Below are 24,272 nucleotides of genomic sequence, written 5' to 3'. Positions count from 1 at the left end.
ATGACTTAGATATAAAAAACCGCCCGAAAGGTTTCTGATCAACCTTAAGGACGGTCTTATAATTTCTAATGTATTCCCGCTTCGCTTAGTTCATGAACTTCAATGCTGCCAAAGTCCGCTTCAGAACAAGTGCTGCTTGTGCACGGGTAACCAAATCGAGCGCTCCGAAATTACCCTGATTATCACCCTGCACGATGCCTTGCTCAGTAATACTGGCTACATGGGCAGCCGCCCAGACAGGGATGGATGCCTGATCTTTGAATTCATTACCAGCATTCGCGCCCTGGTTCGGCAGGCTTGTCGGACTTACCGCTTCCATAGCCCGGGTAATCATCACAGCCATTTCTGCCCGGGTCATGCCGGCATTTGGTGAGAAAACACCATCTGTGCCGCCTTCGATCAAGCCGTAACGCAACGCTGCGCCGATCTCGCCAGCATACGCGGAGGCATCCTGGACATCCTTGAATGCTCCGCTCTCGATAACTGGACTAAGTCCCATCGCACGGACCAGCATAGCCGTAAACTCTGCTCGCGTGATTACCTTGCCCGGTGCGTACGAGTTAGCGTTAACTCCGTTCACGAGAAGCTTGGAAGCCATAGATTCGATTTCCTCTTTCGCCCAGTGTCCGTTTAGATCCGCAAAGGTTTTCTTGTACTGCAGCAGTGCATAAATGCCGTTTCCGGCATGCTTCACTTCGATGGCCGGTTTACCGTTCCATGTCGTCGCTGCAGCCGGTACAAATCGGAAGGTTCCTGCATCGGCGTCATAGATTACAGCAGTGACCGAATTCGGAGCTGTTCCTGCCGGCAGCGGCAGGATGCGACTGACCACACGCTTCCCGAAATCCTTTACTTCTTTCTCTGCGCCCGGCACGCCAACCGCTACGCCAAACTGAAGTGCTCCATTCGCAGCCATCACGGCGCCCATGGAAGTTGCCTTGCTTGTCATAGCATCCACCACGCTGCTACCAACCGGGGTCATGGATATTTTCACTTGGATGCTGCCGGAGCCTTGTACAGACTTCAAAGCTTCATCCAAATGCAGAGCCGTTACCGGAAGACGGAACGCACCAAGTGCGGTCTCCAGCACCAGGGTCGTATTCGAATTCCGTTCCATGGCCTGCTTCAGACCAGCTGCCGAAAGAGATAGATCAGCGGCACGGTTCAACTCAGGGGCCCGAATAATGAGTTCCTGGTGCCCGTTCGCAGATAATCCGGCAACTGCCTTCTTCCACGCCTCTTCCTTCACCGTAATGTGGTCCACTGCTCCACCTGCAGCGCTTATATTCAGATCCTTACCTGTCATTACGCTGGGCAATGATGTATTTCCACCCGTGGAAGGAGGGTTAGGCTGCGTTGTCGGCGGTGTTACAGAACCGCCTCCCGAACCGCCTGATCCCGAACCTGATCCCGGAGAGGAGCCGTCACCTGGATTCACCGGTTTCTTCTGCTCGGTAATTCGTCCCTCGACCTTCGGCGAGACCTTTCCGCCAAGCTTGGTCACGTATTCCATGAAGATTTCATAATCCGGATAACCCAGATCCTCGTTATATTTCCCTTCGGCAATCGCTTCGGCAAAGGATTTATATCCGTCCCCGCCTTTGGCCACAAAACTGTTCGTTGCCATCCGGTACGTTTCGGTCAATACCAGGGGTTTATAGCTTCCGCCCTTCATAATCTGTACATCGTACACTTTATTTCCTGCCGGAGCGCTAGGATCCCATTTGAATTTCATCCCGGCGATTTGCGGGAATTTCCCCGGCAGATCGGCCAATTTCGCACCGCTAATTCCGTTTTCCAATCCGTCCTTCAGCTGCTGTCCTGTGACGTCCATGACAAACAGCGTGTTTCCGAAAGGCATCACCGTGCGCAGCTCGCCCATCGTGATTTCACCTTCATCAATAGCGGCGCGAATACCTCCTCCATTGGTGAGGGCAATATCGGCGTTCTTAAGCTCCTTGGCTTTTGCCAGCATGCCATCCGCAATTAGATTACCGAGATTCGTTTCCTTGGAGCGGACATTCTCGCGCTTACCGTCCAGCAGAACATCGGCTATACCGACTACCTGCTTCATGAGCTCTTCTAATTCGGCATTATAAGGGGCCAGCATATCCTTGGCCTGCTTGTCTTCTGCCACATTGCTATCCACCGGAATCAGTTTGCCGCCGAGCTCGCCTTCTCCGACGAGGACCTTGCCTTCCTTGTCAAATTGCAAGTCGACCCGGCCGAGGTATTTCCCCCATTCATTCGCTTGCACGATGACGGTTGGTGTACCGTGTTCATTGTCCGTCACCACTTCCGGTGCATTGAGCGTCGTGTGGGTATGGCCTCCAACAATGAGGTCGATGCCTTCAACCGCTTCGGCAAGCGCCTGATCTTTGGCGTAGCCCAGATGCGACAGACCGATGATGATGTTGAGTCCTTCCTGCTCCATCGCCTCCACCGTTGCACGAGCTGAGGTTACCGCCTCGTTGAATACCACATCTTTGCCCGGGCTGGACGTCTCGGCTGTATCTTCAGTGGTTAAGCCGAATACCCCGACCTTCTGGCCGTCAACTAGCAATGTCACATATGGATATACCCCGCTATTTGCCGTCGTCTTAGGCTGATCGGTATCGATCACCGCCGGCTTACGGATCAGGTGCGAAATGTTAGCATCCTGACTAAGATCCACATTCGCGCTGACGAGCGGGAATTGTGCCTTGCTTACGAAATCTGCTAGCGTCTTGGTGCCTTGATCGAATTCATGGTTACCGAACGTCATCGCGTCATAACCCATATAGTTCATGAAGGCCAGATCGGCCAATCCAAACCATTTGGTAAAATACAGATCGCCGGAGAATACATCCCCTGCATCCAGCAGCAGGCTGTTTCCGCCCTCGCTGCGGACCTGCTTAACCAGTGCAGCCCTTCTGGCCACTTCGGACAGATGCGCATGCGTATCGTTCGTATGCATAACCGTTAATTTCCATGGCTCTCCTTCCGGCGAACCATCCGTTACCTTAACCGGTACATCCGCTGATCCATAGCCGTCCTTGCTCAGAACGGTGATCACGGCTTCACCTACGGATACCGGTGCAACCAGACCGTTCGGATCTACGGTAACTACCGTTTCATCAGAGGAACTCCAGGCCAGCTCGCTGGATCCGCCCTGAGCGGGATCAACGCTCGCTTGCAATTGTACCGGGGAACCGCCCGGATTCAGCGTGAGCGAAGAGTGATCCAACGTAATTTTGGTCACCTGAAGCTCCAGCAGTGCCACCGTTCCGCTGACCTCATTCGCAACTAGCAGCAGCGGGCGTCCTGTCTTGCTGTCTGCGGCCGGAATAAAGTCCAGTCCCTCCGGGCCGGAATCCGATGCAATCCCTCCGTTAAAATCCCGTGTATTGATGTAGTTCAGAAACGCCGGATCGGATGGGTTCGTCACATCATACGTCATTACCCCGCCAATGCGCTCCAAGCCGACAAAAGCCAACGTCTTCTGTCCTACCTTACCCACCGTTACATATTCGGGCTCTGGTCCTTTCTTGGAGCTGCGGCTGTCCAGATCGGTTTTGTCATTGCTGGCATTGAAATGATTCGGTAAACGCTCGGCTGTAATCTTCTCAAAATCACTGCCGCTGTCATACACCTGGGACATATCGGCTGCATTCCATATGGAGAATGAACGACCTCCGTACAGGTACAGTCCCTCATTGCCCATATCGCTGGCAACTTCAACCTTATCGTAGGTGGTTCCTTTGTCTGCCAGAAATTGTGCTGCCGGAGACAACGGATCCAAATTAGGTTTCATTTTGCCAATGTTACTTTCATTGCTTCGCTCATCCCAGCCTGTTGCGTCCCCTTCATTCGCGGACAGAATGTACTGCTGTCCATTCACGCTGTAGGTCGCGATTCCGTCAGGCATATACATTCCGTAAAAAGGAACGTTCTCAAACTTGATTTGTCCATCCTTCAGAAGGTCAAGCTGATTCTCTGGTTGATTGAAGTCCTTATACCCGAGTCCCTTAACCGCTTGAACACGCTTCGCGGCGATATCGACCACGGCGATCGCATTATTCTCCTGCAAGGCGACGTATGCCGTCTCCTCATCTTCGGACAACGAGATGTACTCGGGCTCAAGATCATGAACAGCATCGTCCTTGTTTCCGGTGCTGCGAATTTGCCCGTCCGCTTCCACAGGTCCGCGAATATGTACCTGATCGTCAATGATGGACGGGTCATCAAACTTCAGATAACTTACTTCGCCCGATAGGGTATCGATAATCGTAATGCTTCCTTCCGGATCAGAAGCAATCTCTGTACGAGGCTCGCCTTCATCCGCTGTCAGGATATAACGGCCATCGGAAGTATACTTAACCATGTCCGGCTGGATGCCGGTTTCATAAGATCCGATCAAACCGCCGTCATAGTCGAGTACCAGAACCTTGCCGGCTTTTGCATGATCCTGCTCCTGAACAACGACCACCACCTGCTTCGTCTTGGTGTTGATATCCACGCTGGTCAGGTCCCCATACAGAAAACCGCCCGTGCTTGCCAAGTCTTCCACATTGATCTGCTTGTCCTTTTGCAAGCTGCCATCAGCGCCAAGCGACACGATTTCGAGACTAGCCGGCTGAGTTGAACCATTGACCAGATAGAGCTTCCCGTTATCCTTGTTGTATTTTACAATTTCCGCAACGCCGCCATCCTTATTGGAGGTCCCTACAGAATAATGCCCGATCATCTTCATGGCTAGCTTGTCAGCCACCGGATCAGGCCGTTTCCCCAATACTTGCAATTTCACAGTCGATTGAGCCTTTGCAGGTACGGCTGCACTATCTTGTACCATTACCTCAACCGTATATTCGCCCTCTTGTCCAGCAGCAGGCGTACCTGTAATGAATCCTGTATCGGACTTAATGTCCAAACCTACCGGTAGACCCGTCGCTGAGAACGTATACGGTGCTTGTCCGCCATACACATCAACGGTTACCGTATATGCTTCTTCTGCATGTGCATCCGGAAAAATTTTATCGGTAATGCCGAAATGAACGGCAGCGACAGCTGCATCTTGTGATGCTGTCTCCATGCTTGCCGTCCGGAGTATCTCCTGTCCCTCTTCAGCCATCACGGTGCCCGCCGAAAATAGAGAGGCCATCGTGATTTCCGCCGCCATTAACAGCGAGACTACTTTCATGCTTTTATGCTTCAACTCCATATCCCCTCTTCTATCCTTATTTAATTTCAAGTGTAAGGAAGAAGTGTTAACGCATCCTCAATAAAGGTCACGGTTTGTGTAAAATGGACGCTACACAGCAAAAAAAGCCGCGACAGCCATGCCGGGCTTCTGTAAGCGGCAGCTGTGTCCGAGCTACCTGCCGCCTTGAAATTACCTTCATATATGCTTTGTGATACTCCACTTATCAGAAGAATTACCCGCTTTCTCATCGCCTTTAATCAATGATTCCAAAATGCCTCATCGTGGCTATGGTTATCAATATACACCAACGTAGGAACAAGATGGCCCACATGAGCAGAAAGCCCTGAATCAACCGCTCAACCATCCATTCAATCTTCTTGTTCGAAGTATATCTCCGCCTCTTGCTTAAAAAGCCATACCGCGAAGACCTTGGGAATATCTCTGAATGTCGTCTTCGGCTCCATCTGCTGCGTCTTCCTCTTTGTCACATTTCCGACAATATTGTAGTCAAATCGACATGATGTCTGATAAACTAACATAAAGAATTGCTATTTGTAACAAACACTTCACAAGAATAACAGCCGAAGATCAATTCATGACTATTCGAGGCCATAACGTGTGAATCGTTTATGTTTGCCTAGGAAAGAGGAACCAACATGAATCGTAACTGGTTTACGCGGATGCTCATGCTGTATATCCCTGTCTTTCTGATCGTCCCCGCCTTTTTATTTTTTGTCTTTTCCCAATCATTGAGCGAGAGCAACCGAAAGGATGCCGAGCGCTCCAATGCTTTCGTAACCCAACAAGCGATGCTGATGATTGATACGTCGTTGTCTTCGCTGGATCAGAAAATTTCGCTCGAGATGCTGCGTAATCGAAAGGTCATATCCTTTTTCTCCAGAAGCACGGAAAAGGATCTGCCCCTTCAGGTGGACGTGATGAATCTTTTGCGCGATTTAAAAATGACCAACCCCCTGATTCATTCCATCTATATGGTTCAAGCGGATCATAATCAAGTCCTCAATGAAAGCACGAGCTATCCCTTGGATCAATATGCCGATAACGCCTTCATTCGCTCCAAGCTGGAAACACCCAACAGCCATTGGTCGGATATCAGATCATACAAGGAGCTGCCCTCCGACAAAGGAGTGCCGGTCGTTTCACTGACGCGCAGCGTTTCCATCTTCTCGAAGCATCATGGGCTAATCGTCGTTAATGTAAGCGCTGACGCCTTGCAGGGAATGCTTCTTCAAATGCACGATCCGTCATCCCGCATACTAAGCCTGTATGATTCCCAAGGGAACAGCTTATTTGATATGGCAAAATCGAAGACTTCTGTAAGCAAGCCTGTAACCAACAACGGCGCCCTTCAGTCAGAAGCGAATTCCGAGTATACGGGCTGGCGCATCGTTAGCAGCGTTCAAAGGGCGGATACCTTCAATTTCATCATTAGCTTATCAAATATATGGTTTATTGCCGGTTTGCTTCTATGTGCCGTTTCGGTTGCCTGGATCGTCTACGTGACGCTGCAAAATTACAGACCCATTCAGCGCCTGGTCAACCAGCTGCAGCAGCTATCCTCCAAGGATGACGTCCCGGAGGAAATCCATAAAAACGAATTTACGTTCATCAATTCCAAATTGCAAAATATGATTGATCAGAATAAAAGGTTCCAGTTTCAGTTCGAGGAGGACTTGAAGGCTAAACAAAATTTTTTCATGTACGAGCTGCTGGAAGGGACGCGCTCTTTCGATCTGAAGGAATGGGAGAAGGAAGCAGCCAAGCACGGCCTGCCTGTGCTGTTTGGCAAGCCATTGGTTTTTGTCTTGGAAATTGATCATCGTTCAGAGTGGAGCGCCAACTACGGTCAGAAGCAGCATGGCTCCCAGCAAAAAGCCATTGAAACGATCATCCTGGAAGCGGCGTCGGATCACGCCTGCGAGGTAAAGCTTCTGTGGGTGTCCTTGCACCAGCTTGCTTGCATTTTGGTCATATCGCCACAAGCGGAGAAACAGGGATTCGAGGCACTCTCCTTCACCGAAGAATGCCAGCGCCGATTTGCCGATGCCTTATCGTTCACCGTATCCATCGGCATCGGGGAGCCGGTTGAGCATCCGGATAATCTGCATGATTCCTATCACGAGGCATTGGATGCGCTGCAAACGAAGCCCGTAAACCGAAGTGCCATGATCATTCCTTATTCGTCCGATGCCTTGTCGAAGGATCACAGCTTTCATTATTTTCAACAGGTCGACCGGATCGTTGACGCCTTCCAACTGCAAGAAGTCAAGTGGAAGACACAGATGCAGGCGCTCTTTCAGAATATGCTGGAAGAAGGCATATCCCGACGGGGCGCAAGCAGCGTACTGCATTACCTGACGTACCATTTGAACAAGACGGCTTCCAGTATGAATGACGAATATTACCTGCTCTGGAAAACGGAAACGATGCCGGCACTCGACCGGGTTCAGAAAGAAATCGACCTGCCGGAAGATTGGACGCAGATGGTGCTCCAACTTCTGGAGCAATTTGCCCAACGGCTGGATAAGCAGCGGAATCTGCGAAGCCAGGGAAACCTCGTACAAGAGGTTAAGGCTTATATTGAAAAGCATTATACGAAAGCGGAACTATCCCTTGACTACTTGCAAGACAAATTCGGGATCAGCGGCAAATATCTGAGCAGATTATTCAAGGAAGAGTATGGCTTGAAATTTGTGGACTTTTTGATCGATTTGCGAATTCAGGAAGCGAAACGACTCCTTACGGAAAGCGCATTGTCTGTACAAGAAATTACGGAACGGGTCGGTTACAGCAGCCCGATATCATTCGCCAGGACTTTCAAAAAAATTACCGGCATACCCCCAATGGATTATCGTAAAGGCAAATAAAACGGCGCAGACCCCGATATCAAACGAAGGCCGAGGAGGACATAAAAGTCTCCCTCGGCCTTCTCCCGTCTATGCCTCGGTTGCTCCTACCCGCGCAGTGATGCCCTTCACCGCAAAGTAGAAAATAGTTTCTCGTAGAGAAAAGTTTTTTGTGATTAATATTACATACAATTTCCAGTGTTATTTAAATTGCCATCGCGGTAACGTTTACACTAACACTGTATTCACCTTTCGGTTTGTTTTACGAAAAGTGTTTGTTGTCCTGACTTGGCAGCAGGTGTTTTTATTAAGGGCATAGGAACGGCGCCTCACCGCGCTTTCCACAATACTAAAAAGCCAGAAGGGGATGAACTAGCATGGTAGACAAGAACAGAAAGAAAAAGGGATGGACGGCTCTTATCGCTGCAGCCCTTACGTTATCAACCGTATTAAGCGCATGCTCGGGTGGTAAAGACCCGGCATCGGCAAGCAACGACCCGTCCGAAGGTGATCAAATTACGATCTCGTTCGAGACGTCGGTGTATGCGGAAGAACCTCATAAGAAGGCAATCGATGCGCTCATTGCCAAATACAATGAATCCCACCCTAATGTCACCATCAAAGTTCACGGCACAGACTACGAGAATTACTGGGATAAACTGACCACGGAGATTCTGGCAGGTACACAGGGGGACATCGTTCAGGTATACCCTGAGAATATTGCCACCTATAATGCGCTGCAGAGCGGCGGCACTTTCGTGAATCTCGACAAAAAGATTCAAGCGAGCGGACTTGAGGACAAACTTGTCGGACAGGAACTGAGCAAGGTCGACGGCTCCTATTATGCGCTGTCCAATTACGCATGGGGATCAACCGGCATTTTCTACAGCAAATCGATGTTCGAAGCGGCCGGAATTGATCCTGCCTCCATTCAAACGATGGACGACTTCAAAGAAGCCGCCATTCAACTTGGCGGTGTTAAAGACGGGCAATACGGGTTCTCCAGCGTCATCGGCACGCATCCCTTTATCGCCTCGGAATGGTACAGGCTGCTCGCTCGTCCGGTATCAGGAGGAATTTACTTCCCAGACGGCGAGGCAGGCCCTTACGAAGCCGACCGGATTAATGTCAACTCGGCACCGAACGTTTGGGCAGCGGAGTGGTGGCAGGATCTAATCAAGAACCCGCAGGCAACGCCTCCAGGAACCCGCGACAAGAAGGTCAGCCGCGAGATGTTCTGGAATGGGCAAGCCGGCATGATGATGGATGGCCCTTGGTTTATCGGCATGACCAAAGAACGCGATGAAGCTTTAATGGACGACCTTGGGCTCATTCCGCAGCCTTCCGTCGTATACGAAGGCCAAACCTATAAACCGAACCCGCACAATTACCCGATCGTATCGATGATTTCCAAAGACAGCAAGCATCCTGATGAAGCTTGGGAGTTCCTTGAATGGATGACATCCCAAGAGGCGCAGCAGATTATCGCCGGCTCTGGCATGATTCCGAGCAGCAAGGAATATGCCGAATCCGAAGAATACAAATCGGAGAATCCGCTGGCTGCCCAATTCTTCGATTTCCAGGAGAATGTATATGCGCCGGCCGTTATGGACCCGCCAATTCCCGAACTCGGCTCCCTCTCCCAAATCCTGATCAATGCCGCGCAGGAAATGTTTGTTGGCATGAAAGACGCCAAGACAGCGCTGGACAGTGCAGCTGAGCAAATGAAGGACACGATGCATTAAAAAACATTCGGATGATCAAACGTTTGAAGCCGCCTGGCTTCATGGCCGGGCGGCACTTACATCATAAGGAGGTAGGGGAATGAATCCAACGCGAACGGATGTGACAAGCAGGCAAACTCCCTTGCCATTGAAAAGACCATCGAGGGCAAAGCGTTTATGGCTAGAGGAAAAACGACATTTCAAAAAAAATATAGCCGCATATTTATTTATTGCACCGCTGGTCATTACCGTTGCTCTCGTGCTCCTCTATCCGATTCTGAAATCAGCGCTGATGAGCGTGCAGTACTGGAAGGTTGCCAAACCGATTGCCGAAGGTAATCCCTTTGTAGGATTGGACAACTATACAGCCGCGATCCAGTCGGGGAACTTCCTGAAATCGTTAGGCATTACCTTTCTATATATTATCGTGACGGTGGCTCTGCGTTTCCTGCTCGGAATCGGTACGGCCGTCCTACTGAATATTCCCTTCAAGGGCCGAGGGCTTGTAAGAGCACTGGTGATCATCCCATGGGCCGTACCTGAAGTCGTTGCATGTCTCGTATTTATTCTGATGTATGATTACCAATTCGGCGTGATCAATGATCTGCTGCTGAAGCTCAACCTGTTAGCCAATCCGGTCGCTTTCCTCGGCGAAGCCGACACCGCGCTCTGGGCAGCCATGTTCGTCAATGTATGGAAGGGCTTCCCGTTCGCGGCCATCATGCTGCTGGCCGGTTTGCAAAGCATATCCAAAAGCTTGTACGAAGCAGCGGAAATCGACGGTGCCTCGAAATGGCGCCAGTTTCTCAGCATCACCTTCCCGATGTTGAAGCCCGTATCCGTCATCGTGTTCCTGCTGCTTATCATCTGGACCATTAAGGATTTCGGCATCGTATACGTCCTCACCGGGGGCGGACCGAGCCGGGTAACCGAAATACTGACCATCTTCATCTATAGGGCAGGCTTCAAATCGTTTGACTTCGGTCTGGCCTCCGCTGCAGGGATGATCCTGCTGGCGATCTCCATTGTGTTCACCGTCATGTACATGAAAGCGACGAAGGCTGGTGAAATGTCATGAGCAAAGGCCCAAACAAGATTCTAGTATATGTATGCGCTGTTTTTATTTCGTTGTTTGCCGTGTCTCCTTTTCTATGGATGATCTTGACTTCGTTGAAGCCTCAGGCCGAAATCTACAGCACGCCGCTGACGTACCTGCCACATGAACTTAATTGGAATGGTTACAAGGGAATGCTGAATCTCAATGCGGATGACAGCGCCAACTTTATGAAATGGTTCGGTAATACAGCGCTAGTCTCGCTGCTAACAACGGTGTTCTCCCTTGTCATCTCCGCTTTTGGCGGCTATGCGATGTCCCGGTTCGGCTTCCGGGGACGGATGTCGCTCGGATATATCATCTTGTTGACGCAGATGCTCCCCGGCTCACTGCTCATTATTCCGCTGTACCTTATCATGAAGGATTACAATCTGCTGAATTCCCATCTGGGTCTCGTCATCGCATATACCACGTTTGCAGTACCGTTCTGTACATGGATGCTAAAAGGCTACTTTGACAGCGTATCCCAGTCCATCGACGAAGCTGCGAGCGTAGACGGGGCCAACCGGTGGACAACCTTTATCCGGATCCTGCTTCCGCTCACGCTTCCCGGGCTCGTGGTAACCGGCGTCTTCTCCTTCTTAACCAGCTGGAACGAGTTTATGTTTGCACAGACGTTCATCAGCGATTACGACAAATGGACGCTGTCGGTCGGCATCGCCAGCTTTCAAGGACAGTATGTCGTCAACTGGGATTACCTCATGGCGGGCTCCGTCATAACCACACTTCCGATCGTGATTGCGTTCTGGCTGCTGCAGAAACATCTGGTCAGTGGAATGACAGCCGGAGCAGTTAAATAATTTAACCATTCGAGGAGGGTTCACAATGATAAAAATCGGAATCGTAGGCATGGGGATTCGCGGGAATATGTTCGCCGATACCCTTAGCCAAAATCCCTATGCGGAGTTGGCCGCGGTCAGCGATGCTTATGAAACAACACGAAACGCCAGCATGGATAAATACGGGGTTCCCGGTTATCTGCAGGTTGAAGATATGCTGGCAAGCGAGGCTTTGGACGCCATCGTTATTGCCACGCCGGATTTCCTGCATAAAGAGCCCGTTATGCTTGCAGCACGGCAAGGCATTCATATCATGGTTGAAAAACCCTTCTCCACCTCCGTCGAGGAAGCCGAGGACATGTACGCCGAGGTCGAGAAGGCGGGCATTAAGTGCCTCGTCGCATTCGAGAATCGCTGGAATTCTCCATTCGTTGCAGTTAAGGAAGCGGTCCAAAATGGTGAGATAGGCAACATTCTGACCATCAATACCCGCTTAAATGACACCATCTACGTGCCCACCAAAATGCTGAAATGGGCCGGGGAATCAACACCCGGCTGGTTCCTTTTCCCTCATGCCACGGATATTGCCTTATGGCTGAAAAGCGGGGTTCTGCCGGTGAGCGTTTACGCGGTAGGCACGAAGAAGAAATTAGTCGCGATGGGGATCGACACCTACGATTCCATGCAAACGATCGTGTCCTTCGATGATGGCACGCACGCTACATTTACGACCAGCTGGGTGCTGCCCGAATCGATGCCGCTTATCTACGACTTCAAGGTCGAGATCATCGGCGAAGACGGGGCATTGTATGTCGATTTATCCGATCAAATGGTCCGTAAAGGCGGCAGCGTGTACAGTCATGTCCATACGCTCGGTACACCGATCAACGGCCAATATACTGCAGCACCCAATTATATGCTCCATTCCTTCGTCGATCATATCCGCCTGGATACGATGCCGGAATCCGGCGCAGCTGCCGGTTTGTTGAATACCAAGCTGGTGCATGCCATCCATCGCTCCGTCTTAAGCGGACAAGTAGAGCAGGTGTGACATGGAGACATGCCCAGCAGTTGAACGATGTACATTTCTTGACATGCCTGCAGTTAGGGCCGAGAATGATCGCTTATCCATGACGGTGGTTCCGGGCTGGGGGAGCAGCGTCATCTCGCTGCGGTGGAAACCATCCGACACGGAATTGCTGCGTATGCCGCCTTCCATGACGGAATATGAGCGGACACCCTTGTTATATGGCATTCCTGTTTTATTTCCGCCCAACCGGATCGAAAACGGGAGGTTTACTTTTGAAGGCCGGCCCTATCAATTCCGGATCAACGAGCCGCAGCATCATAATCATGCGCACGGGCTTGTTCATGACCAGGCATGGGAAGTCGGACGCTGCTGGACAAAAGGGAATCGGGCCGTGATCGAAACCGTGTTCTCTTCAAGAGGCCGTCCAACGATCCTGTCGCAATTTCCCCACGAGTTCACCATCCTTCTGCGTATGAGCATTGATGGGGCCTCGTTCAGGCAGACCGCGGAAATTCGCAATAAAAGCACAAGCTCTTTTCCATGGGGACTGGGATATCATACCACCTTCCGCTTTCCCTTCGGAAATGAATACGGTCAGGAACGCTGCACGCTGCAGGCCCCTGTCGGGAAACGATGGGTCCTTAATGACCGCGTGCTGCCGACCGGCGAGCTCGCCCATGATTTCCGCAGCAGAGGCTTACGGGATGGCATCTCCGTCAGTCAGTTTCCGCTCGATGATCTGTTCCTTGCCATGCCGGAAGACCGGAATGAAACCGTATTAACCGATTCGGCGGCAGGCCTCCGGGTTACATACCGTGCGGATGACGCATTCAAGCAATGGGTGCTGCACAATGGCGATGGAGCGAGCGGTTATCTATGCCCCGAGCCTTACACATGTGCTACCAATGCCTTCAACCTGGAACTGGATCCGGAAATCACCGGCATGCAGGTGCTGGAGCCCGGCAGAACCGCCTTGCTGTTCTGTACCATCCATGTAGAAGAACTCTGTTCCTCATCCGATTAAACCATAACAGAAGCGGTCCGTAAGCAAGGATGTTTCCTTGAACGGGCCGCTTCATCATGTAACCTGTTTCACCAATTATTTGGATTAGCAAAAGACGCGATACGGAACCCCCCGCACCGCGTCTTTCGATTGTCATATCTTCCGATTACTCCGCCTGGTAGCGTTCAAATGCAGCCTGGTAAACCTCCATATATCGGTCCATCCCCATCTTGTTGAGTGTATTTACATACTCTTCCCATTGGCTGAACGAGGCCGAACCATTCACGAATTTCGCTTCCATTTCCTTCACGTAATCCTCGATATCTTTACCGATCGAGGTCATGACGTCCATTTCCTCCAATGTAAAGTTAAAATTGTACAGGATCTCCTTCACGGCATACGGCTCTGCTTTTTCAGCAGCGGCCATTGCGTTAGGTCGTGTCTCCGAGGCTTTGAACCATCTCTCCCGCACAAATCCCGGATAGCTGCCCCCGAGCCAAGTGAAATACTTGGCCAACGCCTGATCCTGCGTTAATCCATTTGGATTTTCCGTAATCTCCTTCACATACTCCAGTTGACCCTCAGCGTTCTTCGTGTAAGTCTCGCCTTCTTTACCCATGAAATAGAACTGGGCTCCCTCATCCCCGTAGAAATAATCCATCCAGCGGATCGTTGCTTCCGGATTCGGGTTCTTATCAGTAATCGCAAATGCACCTACGTGAACCATCGGAACTTTGACATGAGAATAGAGTTGATCTCCATGCGGTCCCTTAAGCGCCCCGAGCCCGATGTATTCTTTTCGTCCCATCACCATCTCCGGATTCGGCACAATCGTGGCACCGAGCAGGCCCTCCTGCCCTTTCGCATTCAATGCGCCGCCCTCAATCGTGAAGATCTCTTTATCGAGCAGTCCCTCTTGGTGCAGCTTGTTTACGAACTGCAGCATTTCCTTATACTCCGGCAAGGCTTTGGTGAAGCGCAGTTTCCCTGTATCCGGATCTATGTCTACCAATTTATGGCCAAGTCCACTTGTACCAAGTCCCCAAGAGCCTTTCAAGTGATCGATGATTCCGGTAATGCCTGTTGAAGCGAATGGAATCTCATCATGCTTACCGTTACCGTTCAGATCGGTTTTCTGGACCGCCTTCAAATACGCATAGAATTCTTCGGTCGTCTGCGGCTCCTTCATCCCGAGCTGATCCAGCCACTCCTGATTAATCCATATCGGTGTACCAATCAACATGGAGAGCAGCGCAGGATCGTAGAAAGAAGGCAGGGAATAAATATTGCCGTCCGGCATCGTCAGCCCTTTTCGAATATCAGGGTACTGTTCCATCAGCTTTTTGAAATTCGGTGCATATTGATCGATCAGATCATTCAGCGGTATAAATACTCCCTGCTCCCCATAACGGGTTAATTCTGCGGAGCTGACCCTTGCGGAGTAGAATACATCCGGATAATCTCCACCTGCCAGCGCTAGGTTCCGCTTCTCTGTAAGGGTATCAAATGGAATGAGGTTCCAGGTCACATTTACATTCGACATCTCTTGATAGGTTTTCCATACAAGCGTTTCCTCGAATTTGCTCCCGTTTGATGGCGACTTGCCCGTGAAGAACGTCAAGTTAAGGGGCTCGTTCACAATCGGCATGCCGGTCTCGTTAACATTGGTTTGCGGCGTCTCCCCCTTATCCGCTGCACCTTCGCCGCTTTTACTACCGCAGCCTGCCAGCAATCCGGCTGCCAGTACAGCTGCCAATATAAGTGAAGTCCATTTTCTCATCACCATAAAATTCAATTCCTCCTCATGAAATATCCGTAATCAACCTTTAATTGCGCCAATCATAACACCCTTCACAAAATACTTTTGCAGGAACGGATACAGCAGCAGCATCGGCAGATTTGTCACAATGACCGCCGCATATTTGATCGCTTCCGCATCCATTAGACTTCGTGCCAGTGAATCATCACTGATATCAACCATCTCCTGCATTTGTCCCTGAACCAGAATTTCACGCAGGAACAGCTGCATCGGATAATTCGCACGGTCCGACAAATAGATCAGCGCACTAAAATACGAATTCCAGTGGCCCACTGCGTAGAACAAAACCATGACAGCTAATATCGGTCCGGATAATGGAAGCACAATCCGCAGCAGCACCCGCATGTTAGAGGCCCCATCGATAAACGCCGCCTCCTGCATTTCCTTCGGAATGGAGCTTTGGAAGAAGGTCCGCATGATGATAATGTTCCACACCGATACGGCCGAAGGGATAATGATGGCCCAAATCGTATCCAGCATCCCCAGTTCCTTCACCAGCAAGTAATTGGGGATCATCCCCCCGCTGAAGAACATGGTGAATACGATGATCGCCGTAAAAATGCCGCGGCCGTTAAAATCGGCTCTCGATAATGGATAAGCCGCTGCGATCGTCATCAGTACATTCAGCGCTGTGCCCGTCGTGGTATAGAGCAGCGTGTTTAGAAATCCCCGCATGAGCTCCGAATTGGCAAATAACCGTTCGTAGCCTACAAACGACAGTTCCTTCGGCCATAACCATACTTCCCCCCGCATCACCGTTTCCGGAGCGCTGATGGAAGCAATCAGAACAAAAAATAAAGGATACAGTACAAGGAGTGTAATAAAAGATAGTATAATGTAAATAAATACACCGGCTATTCGTTCACTGCGGCTTTGCGGCATATGCCATCATTCCTCCTTACCATAGGCTGTTCTCGCTGACTTTCCGGGCAATCCGGTTTACGGTAATCAGCATAATAAAGTTGACGATGGAGTTAAACAGGCCGACCGCAGCCGAGAAGCTGTACTGGGCACCCAGTATACCGCTCCGGTATACGTTCGTGGCGATGACGTCGGACGCTTCCATATTGAGCGAATTTTGCATCAGGAAGATCTTCTCAAAGCCGACGCCAAGAACGGAACCGATGTTCAAAATGAGCAGAATGGTCATCGTTGGCGCGATCCCCGGCAGATTAATATGCCAGATTCGCCGGAGCCAGCCCGCGCCATCCACCTTGGCCGCCTCATGCAGCTGCGGATCAATCCCGGCAAGTGCTGCCAAGTAGATAATTGAGCTCCAGCCCATGCCCTGCCACACGCCAGACCACACGTAGATGCTCTTGAACCAGGAGGGCTCCGTCATGAATGCGATCGGCTCTCCGCCGAAGGAGGTGATAATCGAATTGACTAGGCCGCTGACCGGCGACAGGAACATCATGATCATGCCAACGACGACCACCGTAGATAAGAAATGGGGTGCATAAGTTACGGTTTGTACAAATCGGCGGAACCGGCCCGATCTGGCTTCATTAATCATCAAGGCCAGGATAATTGGAATCGGAAATCCGACCGCCAACTCATATAACCCGATACCCATCGTATTTTTAATAATCCGCCAAAAGTAAAAGCTGTCAAAAAAGCGTTCAAAATGCTTGAAGCCCACCCATGGACTATCCATGATCCCTTTGTTCGCAATAAAATCCTTAAATGCAATCTGGACGCCATACATGGGTACATAATGAAATACAATGAAGTATAACAGAACTGGTGCAAATAAAGCGTAAAGCTGCCAGTTTCTGCGAACCTGCATCATCCAGCTTCGCCAAGCACTTTTCTTGCGAATGTTTGAATGCGCTTCCACGGTGTTAAGATGACGTTGTAAAATCGGCAATCCCCCCTCTTTCGTCTATGCGTCTTCGTGTGTCCCAAAGGTCCACGTCTGCATCATAAACGACCAGAACGCATAAAGGGTATTGACCATTTTAATGATGTCTCGCCTTTCATTGGATGACCGGGCAGAAGCGCCGTTTTCCTAAAGCATTGCTTAAAATCTAAAATATTGACTATCCATTTTTTACGAACGATTAACACGAATCGGGCACAATCCTTAACACTTGTCCTATATAATGTTGTGAAACCTTGGACGTCAGAAAAATACAAAGGGGGGAAGGGTGTGAATTGGATCAGACATAAAAGCCGCAGTGTATTCTTTAAGATTTTTCTGAGCTTTCTGGCCATCATCGTGTTATTCGGATTGTTCTATATGGTCATCTTCCAGCTTTTTAAGACCAGCCTGCAAAAAGAAATCATCGACACCAGCCAGCAGGCCGTTCACGATACGGCGGAACGGTTCACCAATCAATTCAGCAGGCTTCAGGTGCTGATGTTTGATATATACAATCAATCCGAATTAATCGGCTTCAATAATCAGCTTCGCAACCAGGCGGGAAACGAAGTGAATTACTTGAAAGCCCGAGATGTGATGATGCAGATGCGGAGCGATATCTATAACCCGTTATTCTTTCTGGAGGATACCCTGATTTATCTCCGGGAGTTTGATTTTGTACTGAGCAAATCCGGAAGCGGCGATGCTTCCTATATGTTCAATCGTTCCTATGCAAGTTCGATGTATCCTTATTCATTCTGGAGCAGCTACGAAGGCCATCAGGAGTCCTTCAAACTCCTCCCTGCATCAACCTATCGAATCAACAACGATTTGTCCGAGAAAAAACTGATGCCCTTTGTCTATAAACAGCCGGATAGTCCTTATGAGGTCATTGCCCTCATCGATATCGACAAGGCTGCCCAGTCCTTCTTCGGCGAGGCGGTTGATCGTGCACTCGCCATTCTGAATGCCGAAGGCCAAGTGCTGTATACGCTAGGCTCCATGAACCAAGATCAGCTTCCGTCGTTTGAAGCCGGACAGAAAGCCGTGCTGAAGGATGGAACCTACTATTTTGCCGAAGCCGGATTCGACGGACTGACCTATGTCTCGGCCGTACCTTACAGCCATGTCTCTTCTCAGTTAAGCCGGTTAACCGGCGGTTTGCTGCTCATCTTCTGCCTGTCGCTTGGCGTGGCCCTTGCCGCTTCCTATTTCCTCAGCCGCAGATTGCACAAGCCCGTGAAGCAGATTCTAACCACCGTGCTGAACAGAGCCAACAGTACATCCATGCCAGAATCCGGCAGCATCACGGAATACGATCTGATCCAGAACCGTATTCAAGAGCTGTTCCGGGAGAAGGAAGAAATACGGGAGCGCATGAACAAGCATAAATCGGTTCTAACCAGTTACTCTTATATCAGTCAGTTGAAGAGCATCAATACCGATATCAGCGAGTGGGAGGACTTCCTGTCGGATGACGGAAGCTTTATCGTGGTTCTGTATCACATCCGTTTCCGGATGAATCCGGTTTATGAGCTCCCCCTCCAGACCGATCAGGCTGTCCGCCATATCCTGGAGCATATTCATCTGATCACGGCTGAGCGCTATCCGGGGTCTCATACGTTCCAGATCGAAAAGAACGAGATTGTATCTATCTTTAAACGGGAGGAAGCCGCCCGCCTGGAGGATCTTCTGCTGGAAATCAAGGACATGTTAAACGAGGAAAAGGAATTGTTCCTGGTCACCATCGCCGTCAGTTCCCAGGTGAGCCATTCGTCCGAATTCAATCAAGCCTACCATCAGGTCAAAGGACTGGCCGCGCAGGCACAGCTCCTGGAAGAATCCCAGATGGTAACCAAGCAGCGGGTTCTTCCAACCACCGTCAATCTGAGCCCGTCACAGGAAAAAGGACTGCTGGACGCCCTGCAATCCGGCAGCGACAGCCGCTCCTTGCAGATCATCGACCAGGCGCTCGAAGCAATGCAGCGTAAGGAGGCGGGCATCGCGCAATTTCGTTTCTTCGCCGATTCGGTCGCTTCCAAGATTCTAAGCTATATGGAGATGGCCCAGATAGATAAAACTTCTGTCCAATCCTTGAAGCGGTGGAGCGCAAGGCTGGCAGAATGTCATTGTTTATCTGATTACCAGGGGGTATTCCGTCAGCTCGTCGAAGCCTCCTGCGCCCTCATTCGCAAGAAAAAGGATACCGGCGACGAGCCGCTCATCGCCATGTTCATGAACATCATCCATAACCAGTATGCCGATGATCTGTCTCTCGACTATTTGTCAGCCAAGCTGAACTTGTCGAGCGCCTACCTCTCCGTCTATATCAAGGAGAAGACCGGTCTTAACTTCAGTGATCATCTGCTTGGCATCCGCATGAACAAAGCGAAGGAACTGCTGGCGTGCACAGACTTGACCGTTAATGAGATCAGCCAGCGTGTCGGCTATCTCAACATTACTTCCTTCAACCGGACGTTCAAGAAGGCCACCGGCATAACGCCGGGCGCTTACCGCCGGCAGCATGTGGTGCAGACCCATGCGAGCGGTTAAAGGTCTATCTTAACAACAGGGCCCTTCGTTCCGCTATACAGCGGAACGAAGGGCCCTGTTATTCTAATATGGATCGCTATCCTTTATCCAACCCGATGCCTTTCCCAAATCGCTTTGCTTCGTGATAATAGTAACTGGCTATGCCAATATCGAATACCGCTAACCCCATAGGGTTGAAGAAAACCGTTTCATGATCGTCGTAAGCCGCCAGGCCGTCACGACATAGAATATCTGAAAGCGTCAGGACGTCGGATTCCTGCAATCCCGTCATCAGATGCAGTTGTTCCACATCCGTGTTCTCACGGCAAACCTCCATCCATTCATCGACAACAATGGCCTTGACCCCGGCTACGCTGTCTGTTGTATAATCCCGCAGCGACACATTGAGAAGCAGCATCCCCTTCGATGGCTTCTCATTGATATATCGCTCTTCCGAGACGGTGCATGTGGCAAGAACATCAGCGTTTCGGTAGACAGGCTGCCAAGTATCCGCAATATCTGTGATGTTCCGAACCTCCTCAGGAACGGTTGCCGGATCGATGCCTTTGAGATCGTATAGATGCACACGTTCCAAGCGATCCCCCAACAGCGCCCTGCACATCGCGAGGTGCATCTGCCCCACTGGCCCCCAGCCAATGATACCAATCCGTACGCTCTCGAGCCGCCTGGCTTCAATGAAGGCTTTCAGCATTAACCCGCTTACCGCAGCTGTCCTCAAACCATTCAGCAATCCGCTATATATGACAGCCACGGGCTCACCGGTCAACGGATGATTAAGGATTATCGTGTTATGCGCTCTCGGCAGACCATGCAGGCTATTGCCCGGGAAGCTTGCGATCCACTTGATGCCGGACATATTTACATTTCCCCCAACAAAAGCTGGCATGGCAATGATTCGATTCTCGGGGGCGCGAAAGCGTAAATACGGCTTTAGCGGATGAACGCAGTCCCCGTTCTCTTTGATCCTGATGATTTCATCTATCCTTTGAATCAGCGTTGACCAATCCATCCCGATTTCACGTATGTGTCCGTCATGTAAATAAATCATGATCTATCCTCCAAACGAGAAAGTAACCGGGTCCACACCAAACTCCTGCTGTACCCATATATCGTTATACACCGTGTCCAAATACCTTTCACCGCGATCAGGTAAAATTACCGCACATAACGCTCCTTCAGGGATGCTGCCCGACATCCGCTGGACTGCTGAGATAACCCCGCCAGATGAAGCGCCGGCGAGAATCGACTCGTACCGAACCAGATCCCGGCAGCCCCGTATGCAATCTAGGTCCGACACGTACTCTACGCGGTCCGCTATATCCTCGTGGTATAAAGTCGGCGTTATGCCGGCACCCAGTCCAGGCAATTTCCGCGGACCTTTCTCTCCTCCAAAAATAACGCTTCCCTTTGCATCCACAGCCACAACTTGGGTAGACCACTGCCGATCCGCAATATACTCTCTGCATCCCCGGATCGTGCCGCAGGAGCTAGCCCCGCAAAACAAATAATCAATCTCGCCCAACCGCTCAGCGATTTCCTGCATGGTGGTTTCTTTATGGGCCAAATAGTTGTCCGGATTACCGTATTGATTGGTCCAGTAAGCATTAGGCATACGGTGAACCAGTTCATTAACCCTTCTTATTCGTGCAGGCAGAAATTCACCGGTTTCCTTGTCGGGCTCCGTGACCAGTTCAAGCTCCCCGCCAAAGCTGCGAATGATGCGGCGATGCTGATCGGTTGTGCGCGGATCAATGACACAGATGAAACGCAGCCCCAAGTAGTTGCAGAGTTGTGCCAGGCTGATGCCTAGATTGCCTGAGCTGGATTCAATGACGACCGTGCTCGGCGTGATCTCGCCGCGGCGCATGGCCTCCCGAAGCATATGAAGCGCCGGTCGATCCTTGGTGCTTCCTCCGGGATTCATCCACTCCAGTTTTCCGTATACATCAAACGAACGGTTGTTAAACAATCGACTAAGGCGGATTAATGGAGTGACACCGATCACGCCTGCAATCCCGTCTTGAAGTTCCAAGGTCATTCTCCTTATTTACTCGTACCATATTTTTTTATGTTTAACCGATGTCTTACCTGCTCCTGGCTCACCATCTCCGCGAATCACCTGGATTTCGCCAAGGATTCCGGACTGTATCATCGTACCGATCTCGGGAATCTGCTGCTCGATATCATGCTTGATCCTCTGTAATATCGCTTGCTCTGCCGTGGAATGGAATATATACACGATCAAGGCGTTATGAGCCACCTTCACCTGAACGCTGCCCCCATGCAGATGGCGCAAGGCGACATTTTCAATATCATAGATGCTGATCTTCTCTCCATGCTTCAGATCTGGTCCGATTCGCTTAACGATGCTGCTAAAGCTTTGACGGAGTCTTCCATCCACCATCATTGGACGCAAATCGCGCACTACGTCGTAGGTGACATAGCGAATGGCGGGAAACGCTTCCCGATACCCCGATGTCAGGACGAGCACGGATTCCTCCGGATTGGCAAGCGGTTCGAGATCAGCGTCCAGTTGCTCCGGGCGTACTCCCTCGGCAAGCAGTCCGTCCGTCAGAAGATATCGCCCGTGTTCATGGGAGTAATAAGCAATCGTGCCAATCTCGATGGAACCGTACGTATCCGTAATATGGTCTGCACCGATTCCGAGCCGTTTGGCGGTAAGCTGAATCCAGGCGGGGGAAGCCATTTCGCCAACCAGTATGACGTGACGGATGCCATATACGGTCGCGTCAATCGAAGCGTTCAGGATGCGATCCAGTATCGACGGCATCGTATATAGCACCTCCGGATTGCACAGTGCGAGCCGCTCAAGATGCTGCTCAATCGGCGCCTGAAAGGGGATCGATTCGGCGTTCATACCTAAGCGGCGGAACACCTCGATCGACGTTGCCTCCGCGTGCCCGGTACCCATATCCGCAATAGCCGATCGATATTGGCCGGATCCAAGAATCTGCCGGTACACCTGGAGCTTAAACCGAATATAATCCTCTTCATCGGCTTCAGAGTAATAGATCGCTTTGCGCCGACCCGAACTCGTGCCGGAAGTACGATAATAATGAACATCACTTCGAGCTGCCAACGGATTGTCGTCCGTATAGTATAACTCCTCCAGCACGGTGTGCGTCATCAGCGGTAGATGCTCCAGTTCTAACCTCGGCTCCTGAGCCATCCCATCGAGCGCTCTTCCGATGCTCCCCCGTACCCAGCCCTCATACCATGGCATATAACGACGCGATCGGACCAAGGCTTGCTGCAGAATGTTGGAATCCCGCACTTCGCTTCCCCCTTCGACAGATTAGAGTCCACTCCCCCTGACTATAGTCTATGTCGCTTCCTTCATTTCGTTCGATTCCCCCTATAGAAAAAAAAGCTGCACGGTTACACTTTGACCGCCAGCTTCGTACAATAACACCATATCTTCCTGAAATGAGGCACATCTTATGAAAACCTCCCGATTCACGGTGAAGAGCAAGTGGACCAAAACAAAACTTCTGCAAAGCCAACAAGAGTTGGCGAAGCTCGTTCCACCCACCCAGCTGTTTTCACGGAAACATCTGTTTGACATGCTGGAGCGCTACGACATGGTATATGTGAAACCCGATGCTGGTTCACAAGGTAAAGGGGTCATGCGCGTGGAGAAGAAGGGGTCGGCATATCAGTATCAAAACGGCATAAGAACATTGACTTGTCGTTCTTATCGAGAACTGTGCCGATCATTGAGTAAACAAATAGACAGCAAGCGCTATCTGATCCAGAGAGGAATACATTTGCTGACATATGATCACCGCCCTTTCGACCTTCGTGTCATGATTCAAAGAAACCCGGAGGGGGAATGGGAGGCTACCGGAACGGTTGGACGTGTCGCCCATCCGAGAAAAGCGGTTACCAACGGCAGCCAAGGCGGTACGATTTATGCCGCAGACCGACTTATTCGCGCAAGTGCGGATGATGCGAAGACAGACGAACTCCTTCAAGAGATTGACCGTATTGCCTTGGCAGTGGCTGCTGCCATGAGCCATACTTATCCTGCATTGAACGAATTGGGACTCGACCTCGCAGTAGATCGCGACCTTACGCTCTGGATACTGGAAGTGAACACGCTCCCTGATCCATGCCCATTCACCAAACTTAAACAGAAGGACACCATTAAAAGAATCGTGTCCTATGGAAAAGCGTACGGGCGCTACTATCCCTTGAACTGTAAAAAATCGAAGCAGGGTATGTAAGACATATTCATTTCATGTAAGGAGGAATAGCAAAAACCTTCGGTTACCGCAGCCTGCCGAGCCTGGGATTAGGAAATGCCCAAACTCTAT

The 24,272-nt window shown here is 50.6% G+C and carries 15 protein-coding genes; 8 read left to right on the top strand and 7 right to left on the bottom strand.

The annotated features are described in order from the left end of the window. Positions 1-85 precede the first annotated feature (85 nt). Complete coding sequence (locus NYE54_RS07290) at positions 86-5,200, bottom strand: choice-of-anchor I family protein (protein WP_339271159.1); 5,115 nt, start codon at positions 5,198-5,200, stop codon at positions 86-88. Between the two features lie 638 nt (positions 5,201-5,838). Between NYE54_RS07290 and NYE54_RS07285 the strand changes: the two genes are divergently transcribed. The 6 genes from NYE54_RS07285 (at position 5,839) to NYE54_RS07260 (ending at position 13,720) form a co-directional block, all read left to right on the top strand. Then, positions 5,839-8,070 carry a helix-turn-helix domain-containing protein gene (locus tag NYE54_RS07285; RefSeq protein WP_339271157.1) on the top strand — a complete coding sequence of 744 codons (2,232 nt, stop codon included), beginning with the start codon at positions 5,839-5,841 and terminating at the stop codon, positions 8,068-8,070. 356 nt (positions 8,071-8,426) lie between these two features. Then, on the top strand, positions 8,427-9,794 hold the full coding sequence (locus NYE54_RS07280; protein WP_339271155.1) for an extracellular solute-binding protein: 1,368 nt from the start codon (positions 8,427-8,429) through the stop codon (positions 9,792-9,794). 79 nt (positions 9,795-9,873) lie between these two features. Next, positions 9,874-10,851: a sugar ABC transporter permease gene (locus NYE54_RS07275; protein WP_179090637.1), complete on the top strand. Its 978-nt coding sequence runs from the start codon at positions 9,874-9,876 to the stop codon at positions 10,849-10,851. Then, positions 10,848-11,687 carry a carbohydrate ABC transporter permease gene (locus NYE54_RS07270; protein ID WP_339271153.1) on the top strand — a complete coding sequence of 280 codons (840 nt, stop codon included), beginning with the start codon at positions 10,848-10,850 and terminating at the stop codon, positions 11,685-11,687. Before NYE54_RS07275 ends, NYE54_RS07270 begins: the two co-directional genes overlap by 4 nt. A gap of 25 nt (positions 11,688-11,712) precedes the next feature. Then, positions 11,713-12,717, top strand: coding sequence for a Gfo/Idh/MocA family oxidoreductase (locus NYE54_RS07265; RefSeq protein ID WP_339271151.1), 1,005 nt, complete (start codon positions 11,713-11,715; stop codon positions 12,715-12,717). A gap of 1 nt (position 12,718) precedes the next feature. Next, positions 12,719-13,720 (top strand): aldose 1-epimerase, encoded by a 1,002-nt coding sequence (locus tag NYE54_RS07260; RefSeq protein ID WP_339271149.1) that lies wholly within the window; start codon positions 12,719-12,721, stop codon positions 13,718-13,720. Between the two features lie 145 nt (positions 13,721-13,865). On the opposite strand, the gene NYE54_RS07255 is transcribed toward NYE54_RS07260, so the two are convergent. Genes NYE54_RS07255 through NYE54_RS07245 form a run of 3 tightly spaced genes read right to left on the bottom strand, consistent with a single transcriptional unit; the run spans position 13,866 to position 17,307 of the window. Continuing rightward, entirely contained in the window at positions 13,866-15,485 is a 1,620-nt protein-coding gene (locus NYE54_RS07255; protein WP_339271148.1) for an extracellular solute-binding protein, read from the bottom strand. 33 nt (positions 15,486-15,518) lie between these two features. Next, positions 15,519-16,400, bottom strand: coding sequence for a carbohydrate ABC transporter permease (locus NYE54_RS07250; protein WP_076322931.1), 882 nt, complete (start codon positions 16,398-16,400; stop codon positions 15,519-15,521). Positions 16,401-16,416: 16 nt separating this feature from the next. Next, positions 16,417-17,307 (bottom strand): ABC transporter permease subunit, encoded by an 891-nt coding sequence (locus tag NYE54_RS07245; RefSeq protein WP_237566323.1) that lies wholly within the window; start codon positions 17,305-17,307, stop codon positions 16,417-16,419. 363 nt (positions 17,308-17,670) lie between these two features. On the opposite strand from NYE54_RS07245, the gene NYE54_RS07240 reads away from it, so the two are divergent. Then, positions 17,671-19,935, top strand: a complete 2,265-nt coding sequence (locus tag NYE54_RS07240; protein ID WP_339271146.1) for an AraC family transcriptional regulator — start codon at positions 17,671-17,673, stop codon at positions 19,933-19,935. A gap of 76 nt (positions 19,936-20,011) precedes the next feature. Here the strand turns inward: NYE54_RS07240 and NYE54_RS07235 are convergent, their stop codons facing one another. The 3 genes from NYE54_RS07235 to NYE54_RS07225 are packed head-to-tail and all read right to left on the bottom strand — an operon-like array spanning position 20,012 to position 23,230. Next, positions 20,012-20,983, bottom strand: a complete 972-nt coding sequence (locus NYE54_RS07235; RefSeq protein WP_339271144.1) for a 2,3-diaminopropionate biosynthesis protein SbnB — start codon at positions 20,981-20,983, stop codon at positions 20,012-20,014. Positions 20,984-20,986: 3 nt separating this feature from the next. Next, positions 20,987-21,973, bottom strand: coding sequence for a 2,3-diaminopropionate biosynthesis protein SbnA (sbnA, locus tag NYE54_RS07230; RefSeq protein ID WP_339271142.1), 987 nt, complete (start codon positions 21,971-21,973; stop codon positions 20,987-20,989). A gap of 9 nt (positions 21,974-21,982) precedes the next feature. Then, a complete protein-coding gene (locus tag NYE54_RS07225; RefSeq protein ID WP_339271140.1) occupies positions 21,983-23,230 on the bottom strand; it encodes a CoF synthetase in 1,248 nt (415 codons plus the stop codon). 166 nt (positions 23,231-23,396) lie between these two features. On the opposite strand from NYE54_RS07225, the gene NYE54_RS07220 reads away from it, so the two are divergent. After that, on the top strand, positions 23,397-24,182 hold the full coding sequence (locus NYE54_RS07220) for a YheC/YheD family protein (protein WP_339271138.1): 786 nt from the start codon (positions 23,397-23,399) through the stop codon (positions 24,180-24,182). Positions 24,183-24,272 lie beyond the last annotated feature (90 nt).

This window comes from Paenibacillus sp. FSL K6-1330 (assembly GCF_037976825.1).
Lineage (GTDB): Bacteria > Bacillota > Bacilli > Paenibacillales > Paenibacillaceae > Paenibacillus_AQ.
This window is presented reverse-complemented; position numbering and strand designations above follow the sequence as displayed.

Excerpts from the sequence above, each read along its gene's own strand:
- NYE54_RS07265 (WP_339271151.1), top strand. The coding sequence starts at position 11,713 with ATGATAAAAATCGGAATCGTAGGCATGGGGATTCGCGGGAATATGTTC.
- NYE54_RS07250 (WP_076322931.1), bottom strand. The coding sequence starts at position 16,400 with ATGCCGCAAAGCCGCAGTGAACGAATAGCCGGTGTATTTATTTACATT.
- NYE54_RS07280 (WP_339271155.1), top strand. The coding sequence starts at position 8,427 with ATGGTAGACAAGAACAGAAAGAAAAAGGGATGGACGGCTCTTATCGCT.
- NYE54_RS07245 (WP_237566323.1), bottom strand. The coding sequence starts at position 17,307 with ATGCAGGTTCGCAGAAACTGGCAGCTTTACGCTTTATTTGCACCAGTT.
- NYE54_RS07260 (WP_339271149.1), top strand. The coding sequence starts at position 12,719 with ATGGAGACATGCCCAGCAGTTGAACGATGTACATTTCTTGACATGCCT.
- NYE54_RS07285 (WP_339271157.1), top strand. The coding sequence starts at position 5,839 with ATGAATCGTAACTGGTTTACGCGGATGCTCATGCTGTATATCCCTGTC.
- NYE54_RS07255 (WP_339271148.1), bottom strand. The coding sequence starts at position 15,485 with ATGGTGATGAGAAAATGGACTTCACTTATATTGGCAGCTGTACTGGCA.
- NYE54_RS07220 (WP_339271138.1), top strand. The coding sequence starts at position 23,397 with ATGAAAACCTCCCGATTCACGGTGAAGAGCAAGTGGACCAAAACAAAA.
- NYE54_RS07235 (WP_339271144.1), bottom strand. The coding sequence starts at position 20,983 with ATGATTTATTTACATGACGGACACATACGTGAAATCGGGATGGATTGG.
- sbnA (WP_339271142.1), bottom strand. The coding sequence starts at position 21,973 with ATGACCTTGGAACTTCAAGACGGGATTGCAGGCGTGATCGGTGTCACT.
- NYE54_RS07290 (WP_339271159.1), bottom strand. The coding sequence starts at position 5,200 with ATGGAGTTGAAGCATAAAAGCATGAAAGTAGTCTCGCTGTTAATGGCG.
- NYE54_RS07270 (WP_339271153.1), top strand. The coding sequence starts at position 10,848 with ATGAGCAAAGGCCCAAACAAGATTCTAGTATATGTATGCGCTGTTTTT.
- NYE54_RS07275 (WP_179090637.1), top strand. The coding sequence starts at position 9,874 with ATGAATCCAACGCGAACGGATGTGACAAGCAGGCAAACTCCCTTGCCA.